Origin of the sequence: Pseudomonas sp. JZ134 (assembly GCF_051027695.1) — a bacterium.
GTDB lineage: Bacteria > Pseudomonadota > Gammaproteobacteria > Pseudomonadales > Pseudomonadaceae > Chryseomonas > Chryseomonas luteola.
Genome location: NZ_CP069250.1, coordinates 886,768 through 902,057 on the forward strand (window position 1 = coordinate 886,768; position 15,290 = coordinate 902,057).

General features: G+C 57.2%; 15 protein-coding genes. 8 read left to right on the forward strand and 7 right to left on the reverse strand.

What is annotated here, in order from left to right; all coding sequences use genetic code 11:
• Positions 1-115: 115 nt before the first annotated feature.
• The 3 genes from JQR86_RS03935 to osmE all read right to left on the reverse strand — a co-directional run bounded on the left by JQR86_RS03935 (position 116) and on the right by osmE (position 2,568).
• The gene (locus JQR86_RS03935; RefSeq protein ID WP_404627225.1) at positions 116-1,402 is read right to left on the reverse strand and encodes a GDSL-type esterase/lipase family protein; all 1,287 of its coding nucleotides are present in this window, start codon (positions 1,400-1,402) and stop codon (positions 116-118) included.
• Between the two features lie 13 nt (positions 1,403-1,415).
• Positions 1,416-2,165, reverse strand: a complete 750-nt coding sequence (locus tag JQR86_RS03940) for a Mut7-C RNAse domain-containing protein (RefSeq protein WP_312270358.1) — start codon at positions 2,163-2,165, stop codon at positions 1,416-1,418.
• 70 nt (positions 2,166-2,235) lie between these two features.
• Complete coding sequence (gene osmE / locus JQR86_RS03945) at positions 2,236-2,568, reverse strand: osmotically-inducible lipoprotein OsmE (protein ID WP_010795560.1); 333 nt, start codon at positions 2,566-2,568, stop codon at positions 2,236-2,238.
• Between the two features lie 183 nt (positions 2,569-2,751).
• Here osmE and JQR86_RS03950 point away from each other — a divergent pair, with 183 nt between their 5' ends.
• From JQR86_RS03950 to JQR86_RS03960, 3 genes are all read left to right on the forward strand, one after another.
• The gene (locus JQR86_RS03950) at positions 2,752-3,636 is read left to right on the forward strand and encodes a lipase family alpha/beta hydrolase (RefSeq protein ID WP_404627227.1); all 885 of its coding nucleotides are present in this window, start codon (positions 2,752-2,754) and stop codon (positions 3,634-3,636) included.
• A gap of 318 nt (positions 3,637-3,954) precedes the next feature.
• Positions 3,955-5,166: an N-acetylmuramoyl-L-alanine amidase gene (locus JQR86_RS03955; RefSeq protein WP_010795557.1), complete on the forward strand. Its 1,212-nt coding sequence runs from the start codon at positions 3,955-3,957 to the stop codon at positions 5,164-5,166.
• 92 nt (positions 5,167-5,258) lie between these two features.
• Complete coding sequence (locus JQR86_RS03960; protein WP_010795556.1) at positions 5,259-5,525, forward strand: PAAR domain-containing protein; 267 nt, start codon at positions 5,259-5,261, stop codon at positions 5,523-5,525.
• Between the two features lie 9 nt (positions 5,526-5,534).
• Here JQR86_RS03960 and JQR86_RS03965 read toward each other — a convergent pair whose 3' ends face one another.
• Positions 5,535-5,990: a GyrI-like domain-containing protein gene (locus JQR86_RS03965; RefSeq protein WP_239382640.1), complete on the reverse strand. Its 456-nt coding sequence runs from the start codon at positions 5,988-5,990 to the stop codon at positions 5,535-5,537.
• A gap of 119 nt (positions 5,991-6,109) precedes the next feature.
• Positions 6,110-7,375, reverse strand: a complete 1,266-nt coding sequence (locus JQR86_RS03970) for an Hsp70 family protein (protein WP_239382642.1) — start codon at positions 7,373-7,375, stop codon at positions 6,110-6,112.
• A 129-nt stretch (positions 7,376-7,504) separates the two neighbouring features.
• Between JQR86_RS03970 and JQR86_RS03975 the strand changes: the two genes are divergently transcribed.
• Positions 7,505-8,275, forward strand: a complete 771-nt coding sequence (locus JQR86_RS03975) for a CPBP family intramembrane glutamic endopeptidase (RefSeq protein WP_150346731.1) — start codon at positions 7,505-7,507, stop codon at positions 8,273-8,275.
• A gap of 78 nt (positions 8,276-8,353) precedes the next feature.
• Positions 8,354-9,259, forward strand: coding sequence for an AEC family transporter (locus tag JQR86_RS03980; RefSeq protein WP_434154370.1), 906 nt, complete (start codon positions 8,354-8,356; stop codon positions 9,257-9,259).
• A gap of 39 nt (positions 9,260-9,298) precedes the next feature.
• Here JQR86_RS03980 and JQR86_RS03985 read toward each other — a convergent pair whose 3' ends face one another.
• Both JQR86_RS03985 and JQR86_RS03990 read right to left on the reverse strand, forming a co-directional pair.
• Positions 9,299-10,492, reverse strand: coding sequence for a class I SAM-dependent rRNA methyltransferase (locus JQR86_RS03985; protein ID WP_010795550.1), 1,194 nt, complete (start codon positions 10,490-10,492; stop codon positions 9,299-9,301).
• Between the two features lie 158 nt (positions 10,493-10,650).
• Entirely contained in the window at positions 10,651-11,190 is a 540-nt protein-coding gene (locus tag JQR86_RS03990; protein ID WP_010795549.1) for a type 1 glutamine amidotransferase domain-containing protein, read from the reverse strand.
• Between the two features lie 214 nt (positions 11,191-11,404).
• Between JQR86_RS03990 and JQR86_RS03995 the strand changes: the two genes are divergently transcribed.
• The 3 genes from JQR86_RS03995 (at position 11,405) to estP (ending at position 15,140) form a co-directional block, all read left to right on the forward strand.
• Positions 11,405-12,229, forward strand: coding sequence for an HDOD domain-containing protein (locus JQR86_RS03995; RefSeq protein WP_371106371.1), 825 nt, complete (start codon positions 11,405-11,407; stop codon positions 12,227-12,229).
• Positions 12,230-12,259: 30 nt separating this feature from the next.
• Positions 12,260-13,072: a bifunctional DNA-formamidopyrimidine glycosylase/DNA-(apurinic or apyrimidinic site) lyase gene (gene mutM, locus JQR86_RS04000; RefSeq protein WP_010795547.1), complete on the forward strand. Its 813-nt coding sequence runs from the start codon at positions 12,260-12,262 to the stop codon at positions 13,070-13,072.
• 133 nt (positions 13,073-13,205) lie between these two features.
• A complete protein-coding gene (gene estP / locus JQR86_RS04005; RefSeq protein ID WP_434154371.1) occupies positions 13,206-15,140 on the forward strand; it encodes an esterase EstP in 1,935 nt (644 codons plus the stop codon).
• Positions 15,141-15,290 lie beyond the last annotated feature (150 nt).

Sequence of the window (15,290 nt, forward strand, 5' to 3'; positions counted from 1 at the left end):
ACCCGCCGGGGATAATGGCGAGGGAATCTCCCGATTCTACTCCGCATTTGTTCAAAGAGGAAAGCGCACGACAAAGGGTATGTCTTGGCTTGCGCTTTCACGGTTCAAGAAGGCGTCATTTGTTTGCGTGCAGCCCAAAGATCTTTGGATCAATAGCATTTGCCATCGCCACATAACCTGCCCGGTTTGGATGCAGTCCATCGCCAGGGCCGCCTGCGCTGCTGGGAATGAACTCTGCACGCAGGCCGCCCGTAGTGGGATCGAGCGTGGCCGCATCAAAGTCAATGATCGACTCAAACAGACCGCTTTCCTTTATGAAGCGATTAAGTGCCATACGTTTCTGATCCTGCTCCTGAAAGGCCGGGTCTGCAGGATTGGCCGCCAGGCTGCTGGTCAGGGTCGCGCCGTGAAGGCGTACACCGGGCAACGCTTTGCGCATACGTTCAATCGCATTGCGCATGGCTGTCTCGACGACCTCGACGGACGCACCAGTACCCGGTGAAAAATCATTGATACCTTCCATCCAGATAACGTCTGTTACACCAGAAAGGCTTAATACATCCCGTTCCAGACGATCCATGATAGATGGACCGCCACCGTAGCCTTGCCGGGTGCTTTCATTCAGAGGGCCTGCGACCTCGTTGCCAGAAATGCCGGCATTCACTACCGAGTACTGTCCTGGTGCCAACTGGGCGAGGCGACGATTCAGGATGTCTGGCCAGCTGTCATATCCATTGGGTGTTGAGCCGGTACCGTCGGTAATGGAATCGCCCAAGGCTACGATGACTCGCGCAACGTCTGGTGCCTGGATATCAACCGCGTCGAGCAGGAACGTCGAGGTCGTAGTAAGGGGCCAGGCGCTTTCCTGCTCCTCGGCGGCGTGGTCGGTGCCGCGAACACTGAAATAGGAGGTTGCGAGCGCTGCAGCATGCCAGCTCAGCGGGCCGCTGTTCCCAGCGAGATGAAAGCTTACCGCCAGGGTGTGGGAAGGTGCTTTGGGTAGCGGGACCGGATCCGTCCAGCGAGTCTCACCAGGTTGAAGCTGAATTTCGCTCTGGCCGTCAAAGCTGACCGGGCGATTACTGCCCGGTACCAGAGCTGCGCCCCCTAAAGGTTGCCCGATATAGACACTGCGCAAGGTAATGGGCCTGTTGCCAAAGGTATTCGAGAATCGCAGGCGTGCCTGGCCTCCCCATACACTAGGTCGAATGATCTGCCGGATACTTTGATCTTGAGCCCCACTAGCCGAAATAATACCTTCCAGCTTTGGCTGGGCGATGGGCGAACCGTTGGGGTAGGCTGCCTGCACGGGGGCTGTCCAGGCTGTTTTCCAATCATCGGCATGTCCGGGCTTGGACGCGAGTGCAAACAGGCCGGCAGCCAGAAGGGTTAACAGGCGCATGAGAATTCCTTGATCAGGTATCGGACGTTGGATTAAGCAGGCTTTTCAGCTGGGCTTGCAGGTTCTCCCAGTGGGTGCCTTCCCAATAGACACGATCACAGCCCGAGCATTTCAAAAAATAATCATGACGCTCCCGCACGAGTGGCGGCAGGCTATCGAGGACGACACTCTTATCGACGGAATGAAGGGTATCGTTACAGACTAGGCACCGGCTGAAGGGCGCAGCATGGTCAGCCAAGTTGTAGCGCTCGAATACTTCGCGCAGCTGTGCCTCAGGCTTGTTTGAGCGGACGTAGCAGCCGTAGACAATCTGGCTTCGCTTGAGCAGTTCGCGGTCCCGGGTCAGGACAATATAAGGTTCTCGCGCACAGTAATTGGCAATTTCATTGTCATGAATGGCCGGATAATACAGCGTATCGAATCCAGCCAGTCGTAACAGCCGCGCTAGCGCGCCCATATGGGCATCGGCAATGAAGCGAAACGCCGTTAGCCGATCGCGCAAGGGGACAGCATCTTCTACTTCCAGCCGATAAAAGGGCGGGTAGACTGCTATCCGATCATCCTGTTGTATCAGATAGTCAAACCCTACGGATTTACCATTCACCAGAATGAATTCGACTTCTGGATGCGGAACGCCCAGAGCCTCGATCATGTGCTTGACGGTGGAATTCGGGTTGCAGCTGAGCGTAAAGCTGCGCTGGCGGCGAGCCGGAGGTAAAAAGTTATTGAGGCGTGCGTAGAAACGAAATGTCGCGTTGTTCATACGCGCCATCCGGTCGTATCAGACATGACACGACCGGAAGCGGTCGTTACCGAAAGCGTAGAGCGGCTAATCAGTAATGATCGGCCGATTCGCATGTTTCGAAACCTTTGCTATCGACGCGACCCGCGCTGTCAAAGCCTACCGAAAACACCTGCTCCTTGCCGTCTCTGTTGAGTACGTAGTTATTGCAGGAGCCTGGTTTGACCTTGCGTGTGTATTGGGTGGATGGGGTACCACCAATCTGCAGCACCTGCTCTTTGGTCATGCCTGTCTTCACGTCGCGAACCAGTGGTTGTTCACGGTATTCAATACGATCCTTGGCCGTATCGACGTTTTCCTTGACGGAGCTACAACCAGCGGCCACGGCAGCGAGAGCAACAACGGCGAGTGTCTTCTTGTACATATGATTCTCCTATAAGGTCGTTGATGACCGGTCACTTCTTTGAGCGTGCCGTTGCCCAGAAATTCACTGAATTCGTGATGTTCAACGAAACGGTCTCAAATAAAGAGGCGTACCCTAGGAAGAAACAACCGTGATGATTGAGATCCAACGGTTGACTGGTCAGAGGGTAATTCTGGGAGTGGCATGAGCGAGCATCAAAACCTGACCCGCTATCCGCTAGTGTTGGTCCATGGTCTGCTGGGGTTTGTGGAAATTGCAGGCTATCCATACTGGTATGGCATCGTTTCGGCGTTGGAGTCCATGGGGGTCAAGGTCTATCCGGTACGGCTTTCCGGTGCTCATAGCAACGAAGTGCGGGGGGAACAGCTGCTTGCGCTTATCGAGGATATCGTGCGCGACAGCAAGGCCGAGCGGGTCAATCTGATCGGTCACAGTCAAGGAGCCCTGACCGCGCGCTACGCAGCCGCCATTCGTCCTGAGCGGGTTGCGTCAGTCACCTCTGTAGCAGGTCCCAATCATGGGTCGGAGCTGGCCGATATGCTCCAGCTCTCCATGCGTACCAGTAGTCTGAAGGCGCATCTGGCCGCTGAGTATGTTCAATGCATGGCCAAGTTCATGGCCTTTCTGGATCGCAGTAATGGTTATCCCCAGAGCGCGATTGCCAGTCATGAGTCACTTACCACCGAAGGCGTGGCAGCGTTCAACGATAAATACCCGCAAGGACTTCCCGCTACCTGGGGCGGTGAAGGTGCTCCTGTCGTCAATGACGTCCGTTATTACTCCTGGTCCGGTATTTTGGTGCCGGAGCTGACGGACCGAGGTGCCAATCGGCTCGACCCTACCCATAGCATGTGTGTGCGCCTGTCTCGCTGCTTCGAGCTGGAAGCAAATCAAAACGATGGATTCGTTGGGCGATTCAGTTCACATTTGGGGAAAGTCATCCGCTCCGATTATCCGCTTGATCACCTCGATATCATCAATCAACTGGCCGGTGCGATAGGGCATGGCGTCAATCCGGTAGCGCTCTACACCGACCATGCGCTTCGCCTGAAAGCCGACGGACTTTGACAGCGCACGGCCAAATGTCGTGCAGACTCAACAGCTTGCCGATCTGAGCTCGTTATTCAAGCTGGCACTCGAAATGCCGGTTGGTCAGCAGACTGATTCCTCCTCCTGCTCTAGAAGAGTCCTGTCTGCCGTTTACGCGCTGAAATGACCCCTTGTCGGCTTGTCGGTCTATCTATAGATGACATTAAAAAAAGTGCCTATCCTTCCGATTTAAAAGGAAGAAATACTGATTTGGACGTCGTGCGCGCTATCTAAACATGCGCCGCATTGGTATCGTTATAATATTTCAAAATATTACTTGCTATGTCAGAGGGTCGCATGAATCGCCGCCGCTTGCTCAACCTGCTCCTGGCCAGCCTGACACTACCCGCTGCTTTTCCAGTGCTGGCGCTTCCTCAGCGTCTGACCAGCGCACGCGCCTGGTTGGATTCGGATAAATTTCGCCTGGTTTTCGATCTGAGCGGGCCTGTCCGATTCAAGACGTTCAGACTTAGTGCGCCTGACCGGATCATCCTGGATCTAGCCAATACGCAACAGGTAGCCGCACTCAACAATGTGCCGCTCAAGAATACCCCGGTGCGCTCCATTCGAAGTGCCCCGTTCGGCTCATCCGATACCCGTGTCGTCCTCGAACTTTCCCAGCCGGTTACCCTGGATAGCTTCCTGCTCGGGCCTGCCGAGAATGCAGGGCATCGTTTGGTGCTGGATCTCAAGCCTGCCCAGGTACCGAGCATCCCTGTACCGGAGCCTGAGGCAATGCTCGCATCCGCCCCCGTCGTGACAAGGGCTGGCAAAGGCCGCGACATTATTGTGGTCGTCGATGCCGGTCACGGTGGCAAGGACCCAGGCGCGCTGAGCCAACGCGGGGACCGCGAGAAGGATGTCGCCTTGATCATTGCGCAAAATCTTGCGCGCATGATCAATCAGCAGAAGGGCTACAAGGCCAAGCTGGTACGTAACGATGATTTCTTCGTTCCGCTGCGCAAGCGTGTGGATGTTGCGCGCAAGTACAACGCAGACATGTTCATCTCCGTGCATGCCGATGCTGCGCCGCGCCGCACGGCTTCAGGAGCTTCGGTATATGCCCTGTCCGAACATGGGGCGACCTCGACAACGGCACGCTGGCTGGCCAACAAGGAAAACGATGTCGACCTGATTGGTGCCAATGAGATCCTGAAAAACAAGGACCCGGTCCTGGCGGGCGTACTGCTGGATATGTCCATGAATGCCACGATCTCGTCGAGTCTCGATCTGGGAGACCGTGTCCTGAACAGCCTATCCAATGTCACAGGTCTGCATCTGAAACGCGTCGAGCAAGCCGGTTTTGCCGTGCTCAAGTCGCCGGATATTCCGTCGATTCTGGTGGAAACTGGCTTCATGTCGAATGATCGAGACAGCCAGAAGCTTCTGAATCCACGTCATCAGAAGGCGTTAGCCCAATCCATTTTTGGCGGTATCCATCATTATTTCAGTGAGCGTCCGCCGACAGGAACCTACCTGTCCAGTATCAAGGAACAGGCCACCGGCTAAGAAAAAGACGCTTGGGTTTCTGTGCACGGGCACGGTATTTTTTCTTGATCCGCGGTAAAGTGTGCGCTTTCATGTCCACAAGGAAAGCGCACATGGCCAACCCCGCTGCTCGTCTCTCCGACGTCAACGCCTGCCCCATGACGGGCCACGGCCCCAACCCGACCGTGACTGGCTCCCCCGACGTTCTGATCAACTCCCTACCTGCCTTGCGTGTCGGTGACTCCAGCGCTTGCGGTGATACCGTGGCGGTAGGAAGTGCTACCGTATTCGTCAATGGCCAGCCGCTGGCTTACCTGGGCAGCGCAACCGCCCATGGTGGCGTGATCATCACAGGCTCCGGTGATGTCTTGACAGGCTGATCGGAAGGCCTAGTAGATCGGGATGTACAGGTTCACTTCAGAGGCTGGGTTATCCGGCCCCTTGAAGTGCTCGTCGTACCGCTCGAAGCTGACGGCTTTCTTGGGTTCCAGACCACGCTCAGGCAGGACGCGGGCATACAGATACTCGTAGGTATCTGGGAGCGTGTCTGTCGTTCCGATGTGGGTGAACTGCAGATATTTCTGCGCAGGCACCGTGTAACGGAGCATGCCTTCCGGTACGGGTGTGTTCTCGTCGACCTTTATACCGGCCAGATAGCGCAGCACACCCGGGGGCGGACTGAGTGTCAGACCGAACCACTGTTGCGGGGCGCTAGGCAGTTGCAGCTCGGCTAGCCGATGCGTAATGTCATGCCAGAGCTGTGCAATGCTGCCGCCCTGGCCTTCGCCCGTGTACTCCAGGCCCATGACGGTAAACGCTGGAAGCTCGGTGATACTGAGCGGCATGGTGGTCTCCTTGTAGATAGAGGTGTCTCGCCCGGACAGGCCCATGAGGAATATCTCCAGTTGAGCCTGTTTCGATTGGTCGAGTTCAACTGCCTTAATAGGTCAGGTTGCTGTATGGCCTAGCCGTAGCGCTTGAAGGCCTCGATGGCAAGACCGCTACCAATGCTGCCGAACTGATCGCCTTCTGCCTTGCGCGCCTGGGGCAGCAATTGGTCAATGCTATGGCGCAGCGCCGGAATACCACTCGAGCCGCCGGTATAAAAGACCGTATTGATCTGCTCATGGGAAACGCCTGCCGAGGCCAGTAGTTGGTTGACGCTTGACTGAATGCGCGCCAGTAGCTGAGCGATTGACTCCTCGAACAATGGGCGGGTCAATTCAGCAGACAGGTCCTTCTCGATATGCGACAGGTCCAGACTCAACCGATCGGCATGGGTCAGTTCTATCTTGCTGTTTTCCACCTGAATCGCGAGCCAATGCCCGGCGCGCTGCTCGATCAGCTTGAACAGGCGATCCATCCCGGCCGTGTCCTGAGCGTCGTAGCGCATGTCCTTAAGGGCAAGCTGTGCCTTCTGACTGTATACGGTATTGATGGTGTGCCAGGTCGCCAGGTTGATGAAGTGGCTGGTAGGCATCAGTGCCTGGCTTTTCATCAGGCTGCCATAGCCGAAAAGCGGCATGACGCCCTGCAGGCTAAGCTGCTTGTCAAAGTCGGTACCACCGATGTGTACCCCGCCGGTGGCGAGAATATCCGATTGTCGATCCGCCAGCTGCCGGCGCTCGGGTGACAGACGTACCAGGGAAAAGTCGGACGTACCGCCGCCAATGTCGACGATCAGCACCAGCTCTTCCTGATTCAGTGTTCGCTCGTAGTCGAATGCTGCCGCGATAGGCTCGAATTGAAAGGAAATGTCCTTGAAGCCTAGCTTTTGCGCTACGGCAACCAATGTGTCCTGGGCTTCGCGGTCAGCGGTTTCATCATCATCCACAAAGTAGACAGGTCGGCCCAACACGACACTGTCGAACTCACGTCCGGCCGTGGCTTCGGCGCGGCTTTTCAGCGTACCGAGAAACAGGCCAAGCAGGTCCTTGAAGGGCAGGGCACTGCCTAGAATGCTGGTTTCGCTCTTGAGCAGTTTGGAGCCGAGCAGGCTCTTGAGCGAGCGCATGAGGCGTCCTTCATAGCCTTCCAGGTATTCATGAAGCGCCAGACGGCCGTAGACGGGACGGCGCTCTTCCACATTGAAGAAAATGACCGAGGGAAGCGTCACCTTGCCGTCTTCTAAAGGTATGAGGATATCCGAGTCGGGCCGCAGCCAGCCGACGGTGGAGTTCGACGTGCCAAAGTCGATACCACAGGCACGTGCGGGTAAAGCGATAGTCATGGTGCTGGTCCATCCAGAAGCAGCCGCACAGTTTATCGCGACTTGCCGAACCTGTCCGCTCGGTCAGGCAAAAGGCTCGGTTAGCATGCTGCACGATGTTACGTTGTCATCTTCTGTTTGGGAGTAGCCATGCCGTTTCATCTACAAGTGTTGCTTCCCGGACTTTTGCTGGCGCTGGGCTATGGGCTGGGCGATATTGACGAAGCGGGGTTGTTGACCGGAGCACTTTATGTCGGCTGGGTGCTGAGCGAGGGGCGGTTGCCGTCCTGGCTATGGTGGTTTGGGGCATTGGCATCCAGTGTTGCGCTCGCCATTCATGTCGCGCCGGGATTCTCTCCTCATGTGCTCGGCGGGCCGCTGCAATACAGCCCGGACGCCGGGCCAGTGTGGCTAAGGTTAAGCTGGGATAAGGCACTGGTGGGAGTGACGCTACTGGCCTGGTGGCTTGGCAAGGCGGTTCCGTACGATACGCGGCGTATGCTGCAGGTCAGGCCATGCGTGCTGATTGCTGTCGGTACTCTTGCCGTAGTGCCTGCCCTAGCGTTAGGAATGGGATTAGTGGCCTTCCAGCCCAAATGGCCAGCACTGTTCTGGACCTGGTTTTCTCTTAATCTGGGCGTTGCGGTACTGGCGGAGGAGCTGCTGTTTCGAGCCCTGCTGCAGCGCGGGTTGATTGATCGGTTTGGGTTCTGGGCAGGTCTGTTGGTAACGGCAGTCTTGTTTGGCATGGCGCACTGGCCATTCAGTGCCGGTTTTGCCTTGGTTGCTGCCGTGGCGGCTCTGGGGTACGGCGCGATATTCGAGCGGAGTGGACGGCGACTGAGTATGGCCGTGGCCTTGCATTTGGCTGTCAATGTGCTGCATGTTCTGCTGCTCAGCTATCCGCTGCGATTGTCCTAGCTTGCATCGGTAGGCATGTTCATGGCGTCTGAATCCTCAGTCCGGCGTCCCGATGGTTAAGGCAAGGAGTAGACGTACATGGTGGTTGTCCTCGCAATCATGCCCGTATTCGGACTGATTGTGCTGGGTTATGTATTAGGGTGGCGGCAGTGGTTGACGCCAGAGTCTATAGGTGGGCTGACCCAACTGGCGTTCAAGGTGTTCATGCCGGCTGTGCTGCTCACGGGAATTGCCAAAGCAGACTTGCGCCATGGTTTGTCACCTTTACTGCTGCTCGGATATTTCGGCCCGGTCCTGCTGGTGTTTCTACTGGTCAATCTGTTTGTGCATTGGCGTCGGCGTGAGCCTACGGCGTTCGGATTGACGGCCAGTTATTCGAACAATGTCCTGATCGGTATTCCTCTGGTCGTCAATTTGATGGGGGAGGAAAATCTCGTCTATGTGTTCGCTATTCTGGCGCTGCATAGCCTGACGTTGTTTGCCATGCAGAGCTTTTATACGGCCTTTGGCGGCACGGAAAAGGTTAGCATCCCAGAGCTGCTGATGAGTCTGGCAAACCCGTTGATCGTCGGACTTTTGCTGGGGGCTGCCGTGAATGTATCGGGGCTAACTTTGCCGGGCCCGATATGGCAAATCGCGACCTGGCTGGCACAAGCCGGTCTGCCTTGCGCCTTGATTGTGCTAGGCGTGAACCTTTCACGCTACCGGCTAAGGCCGAGCCTTTCCGTTGTCGGGTTGACGGCAATAAAGCTGCTGGTCTTTCCCTTCGTAGTCTGGACGGTATGCCTGTGGCTGCCGGGCTTGAGCGGTGCAGCACGGAGTGTGCTGATGCTGATGGCCGCCTGCCCGAGCGGGGTAAACGTGTTGGCATTTGCCCGGACGCCTGAGGAAAACCGTGTCGTCAGCTCAACGGTGTTTCTTTCAACCGTTCTGGCTGTCGTAACCGTGCCGTTGTGGATGGCACTGGTCGGACTGAATCGGTGACTGGCCGTCCGGTAAGGATCGGACGGCCAGAGCGTGGGATCAGCTGGGCAGGATACGGCAGGTCAGACTCTTGATGTAGCGGGTCTCGGGGATGGCAAGGTGGACCGGATGATCAGGGCCCTGGGCACCACGCTCGATCAGCTGGATATGACGATCCAGGTGACGTGCACTGCTGAGCAGGATTTCCTGCAGGTTTTCTTCAACAAGATGCATCGAGCAGGAGGCGCTGACCAGAATGCCGTCCTTGTTCAAGAGGCGCATGGCCTGCTCGTTGAGACGACGATAGGCGGCCTCGCCGTTTTTCACGTCCTTCTTGCGCTTGATGAAGGCGGGCGGGTCGGCCACGATCACGTCGAAGCGCTCGTCAGCAGCCTTCAGCTCCTTCAGGGCCTCGAACACGTCGCCTTCTACACAGGCCATCTTTTCGGCAACGCCGTTCAAGGCCGCATTGCGCTCTACACCATCCAGGGCAAAGCCGGAGGCATCCACGCACATCACTTCGCTGGCACCGAATACAGCGGCCTGCACGCCCCAGCCACCAATGTAGCTGAACAGGTCCAGAACGCGCTTGCCTTGTACATAAGGTGCCAGGCGGGCACGGTTCATGCGATGGTCATAGAACCAGCCGGTCTTCTGGCCCTCAACGATAGGCGCTTCGAATTTCACGCCGTTTTCTTCCAGGGCAGCCCATTCCGGTACGTCACCGTAGGCGGACTCGACATAGCGGGGCAGGCCCTCGGCTTCTCGAGCACTAGAGTCATTTTTCCACAATACGGCCGCTGGCTTGAGCACCTGAAGCAGTGCAGCCAGCACATCATCCTTGTGACGCTCCATGGTGGCCGATGCCAGCTGAGCCACGATGACATCGCCAAAGCGATCCACCACCAGGCCAGGCAGCAGGTCCGAGTCGCCGTAGACGAGGCGATAGAACGGTTTATCGAACAGGCGCTCACGCAGGCTCAGGGCGACTTTCAGGCGATGGACAAGCAGGGACTTGTCCAGTACATGCTTGGTATCGCGGGAGATCAGACGCGCGCAGATCAGGTTGTGTGGGGACAGGGCAACGATACCGATCGGCTTGCCGCCAGCAGCTTCGAGAACGGCTTGTTCGCCGGCCTGGAAAGCGGTCAGCGGAGTGGCTGCCACGTCAATTTCGTTACTGTAGACCCAAAGGTGCCCGGCGCGCAGACGGCGCTCGGCATTGGCTTTCAGTCGCAGGCTGGGCAAGGACATTTGAGGGACTCCAAGAAAAAGGGGCGAAGTATACCTGCCCGGGCGGCACGGCGCCTTCGCGCTTGAAGATCAGTCTCAAAGATAGAGAGAAACACGACGTACGGATGAAAAATGGCCCGGCTGATACAGCGCGGGCCATGGATCAGGCAGGTTGGAGATCAGGCAGCGATCATGTTGATCAGCTCGCGATTGAACGCGGGAATGTCATCAGGCTTGCGGCTGCTGACCAGTTTTCCGTCCACGACGACTTCCTTATCCACCCACTGGGCACCGGCATTTTTTAGGTCATCGGTCAGCGAAGGCCAGCTAGTCATGGTCTTGCCATCCACCAGACCGGCGGAAATCAGCAGCCAGGCACCATGGCAGATCACGGCGATCGGCTTGCCGCTGCTGCTGGCCTCTTTGACCAAAGTCTGCGCACGCTCATCGGTGCGAATGGTGTCTGAGTTGACGACGCCGCCTGGTAAAACCACCGCGTCATAGTCGCCGATGTTGGCAGCATCGAACGTCAGGTCGACATTGAATGTGTCCGCCGGGTCGGTGTGGTTCCAACCCTGGACGGTGCCAGACTTGGCAGAAATGATATGAGTCTTGGCGCCTACCTTCTCGAGGGCCTCCTTGGGACCGGTCAGCTCGGCCTGCTCGAAACCGTCAGTTACCAGGATTGCTACTTTTTTGCCTTCTAACGATGCCATCATGGAACCTCCGTAAGCTATGTGATCTAGGATTAAGTGGAGATGCGTTTCCACGGCTTCTGTATGAGTCGAACCCGGGAAAGCAGGCAAGTTCCTCCAGTGATCAGTGGTTGCTGAGCGTAGGGTGGGCTAAAATGTGAGGTCATTCACAGGTATCTGATCCATGTCGCTAGAGCTTCAACCCGAGCAGATTCGCCAGGCGCTTCAGGGAATCACCATCCCGCCTCAACCGCAGGTCATGGTTGATCTACAACTTGAGCAGCTTGCCCCGGATCCCAGTCTCAAGGTGATTGCGCAGCTGATCAGCCAGGACCCCGGCTTGGCAGGCGCGCTGCTCAAGCTCGTCAATGCACCCTGTTTCGGGCTGGCCAACCGGATTACGTCTATCCAGCGGGCCGTCAACCTGCTGGGGATCAATTCCGTCGTCAATCTCATCAACGCGCAGTCCATCAAGAGCGAGATGAGTGATGAGACGATCGTGACGCTAAACCGCTTCTGGGACACCGCCCAGGATGTGGCGGAAACCTGCCTGACACTGGCCAAGCGGACAGGCTATCAGGCTCCGGATGAGGCATACGCTCTTGGGCTCTTTCATAACTGCGGCATACCGCTGATGCTAGGGCGCTTTCCTCATTATATGGAAGTGCTGGAGGAGGCTTATGGACGGGTTGGGCCTGAAAGGCGTGTCGTGGATACGGAAAACCATTACTTCAACACCAACCATGCGGTCGTCGGTTATTACACGGCCCGCTCATGGCGTTTGCCAGCCCATGTCGCCGAGGCCATTTCCAATCATCACAATGCCCACCGGATTTTTGTCGACGGTGACGCCAGCAGTGTGCCGATGAAAAATCTATTGGCCATTCTGAAAATGGCCGAGCATATCTGTGGCTGTTATCGCGTGCTGGGCAATCAGGCTCAGGACGCCGAGTGGAATCTGGTCAGTAATCAGGTTTTGGATTACATCGGTCTGTCCGAGTATGACTTCGATATGCTCAAGAACAACATCCTTGAAATGGGGCTTGGGCACATCCATTTTTAAGAGCATATTGTTTTCTCTGTCGAGGGCTGAATGCCTGAATTACCTGAAGTCGAAACGACCCGGCGTGGAATAGCGCCGCACCTGGTAGGGCAGCGTGTGTCCCGCGTCATCATTCGTGATGCCCGGCTGCGCTGGCCCATTCCGGAAGACCTGGATGTTCGCCTGTCCGGCCAGAGGATCGAGGCGGTCGAGCGGCGCGCCAAGTACCTGTTGATTCGTGCCGAGGCAGGTACGCTGATTGCTCATTTGGGCATGTCCGGCAGCCTGCGAATGGTGCCGGTCGGGACGCCGCCGGTTAAGCACGAGCATGTGGATATCGAACTCGAGTCAGGATTGTCGCTGCGCTATACCGACCCTCGCCGCTTTGGCGCCATGCTGTGGTCCCATGAGCCTCTGGAGCATGTGCTGCTCAAGTCGCTGGGGCCGGAGCCTCTGACCGAGGCGTTTGACGGGCGGCGTCTCTACGAAATGTCGCGTGGTCGCTCCATGGCGGTAAAACCCTTCATCATGGATAACGCCGTTGTGGTGGGCGTTGGCAATATTTACGCGACGGAGGCCCTGTTTGCGGCCGGTATCGATCCGCGTCGGGCGGCGGGCAGCATTTCCCGAGCGCGCTACGACCGGTTAGCCCAGGAGATCAAGCGCATTCTGGCACTGGCTATCGAGTCCGGGGGCACGACCCTTCGGGATTTTGTGGGTGGCGACGGCAAGCCGGGCTATTTCAAGCAGGAGCTGTTTGTCTATGGCCGGGCAGGTGAGTTCTGCAAGAACTGCGGCTCAGGGCTACGTGAGATACGGCTGGGGCAACGCGCCAGTGTCTATTGCGGCAAATGCCAGCGATAAGTGAGCGTGCGTGAGCTATTTCTCTTTTTGTAAGTCAGCCGGTTAACGTACGAGCTGCACAGGGCGGAATCCTGGTCTAGGCTGTGGTCGCTTGCCAAACAGCAGAACTGACCCACAAGATCAAGGATAAGCCATGTCAGTCCGTCGTCTCGCTCTTGCCTCCCTGTGTGCTGCGATTTCCTTCGCCAGCGCCGCCCACGCCGCTCCCAACCCTTACAGTCATCTGGTCGTCTTTGGCGATAGCCTGAGCGACTCGGGACAATTTCCCGACCTGAATGGCCCATTAGGCTCCTCGCTGCGCTTTACCAATCGGGTAGGGCCCACGTACCAACCGGGGAGTGGTGAGCCGGTCGGGCCTACCAGCGTCATGCTACTGGGCGGCCGGCTAGGCTTTTCCAGCCAGGAGCTTGGGCCTTCCACATCGCTCATCAATTCCGTGTTGGGACTTCCCGACGGCAACAACTGGGCGGTAGGCGGTTATCGAACCGACCAGATCCTTGCGTCGATTACCGAGGAGAATGGCTCTGTTGTGGCCACCAATGGTCTGACGCTTCGCCGCCGGGATGGCTATCTGGTCGATCTGGCGGATCAGGGCCAACGCCTTGATTCCAACGCATTGTATTACCTGACGGGAGGGGGAAATGACTTCCTGCAGGGTGTGGTCACATCGCCTGCAACCGCCCAGACAGCGGCCAATCAACTGGCTGCCAGTGCCAGCGCATTGCAGCAGGCCGGTGCCCGCTACATCATGGTCTGGCTGCTGCCTGATATCGGCCTTACGCCTGCCTTGAGCGGAACCCCGCAGCAAGCGGCTGCGTCCCAGCTCAGTGCTGTGTTCAACAACCAGCTGGTATCACAGCTTTCCACCATTGATGCGCAAATCATTCCATTGAATGTGCCACGACTTTTGAGTGAAGTGTTGGCCGATCCTGCCCGTTACGGCCTGGCGGGCGACCAGAACCTGACGGCTACCTGTTTCGATGACTGCACGCAGCAGAACGCTGTTTACGGCCTCGACAGCGCCAACCCTGATCCGACCCGGTTGCTCTACAACGACCGTGTGCATCCTACGATTACTGGTCAGCGCCTGATCGCCGACTATGCCTATTCAATTCTGGCGGCCCCCTGGGAGCTGACCTTGCTGCCGGAAATGGCCTACGGTTCGCTGACTGCCCATCAGGGACAGCTGTATTCGCAATGGCTGAGTGACCGCAATCACTGGCAGCCAGTAGGCACATGGAATTCCTTCGTATCGCCGGGCGGGTTGCGTCAGAACTTTGATGGACAGTCCAGCAGCGTGAGCGGTGATGGCGACGGCTACAGCCTGGACTTGGGAGGCAGTTTCCGCCTGAATGACTATTGGCGTGTGGGCGTGGCCGCCGGGTTTTACAAGCAGGATCTGAACGTGGGTGCTGCTGATTCTCGCTATGACCTGCGCAGTTATTTCGCTACCGCCTTCGCGCAATATCAGCAGAATCACTGGTGGGCCGACCTGGCCTTGACCGGGGGACACCTGGATTACCACGATCTCAAGCGTACCTTCGCCCTGGGGCCGACTGAGCGTAGCGAAAAAGGCGATACCAACGGTCATCTGTGGGCGGCAAGTGGGCGGCTGGGCTTTGATCTGGCCCAGCCACAAAGCGCCTGGCACCTGTCGCCGTTCATCAGTGCCGACTACGCGCGAATTACCGTGGACAGTTATTCGGAAAACAGTGATCGAGCAACGGCGCTGAACATCGACGAGCAAAAGCGCCGCTCGCGGCGCCTGGGCGCTGGTCTGCAGGGGCAGTTCGAGCTGACCACCAGAACGCAGGTTTTCGCAGAAGTAGCTCGGGAAAAGGAATTCGAGGACAGTACGCAGGACCTTACGATGTCTCAGGTTGACCTGCCAGGACTCAGCTATACGTTGCAGGGCTATACGCCATCGGATCGGTTGGACCGTGCTTCGCTAGGGGTTAGCCAGCAGCTGACCGACGATGTGGCAGTGCGTGCGAGCTATTCCTATCGCAAGAGCCGGGAAGACGATGCCCAGCAGTCTGTAGGCCTCAGCGTGTCGTGGCAGTGGTAATAAAGAGGTCTGAAATGGGAGTCGGCGCATAAAAAAGTCGTCGATTCCTTGGACCTATTTGCCGTTTCGACCTACAAAGATAGGTATGCACCCTTAATCATGGGCCGGTCGATGTGTGTCGCCAATGCCTTTCAGACACGCCTGCCGGTC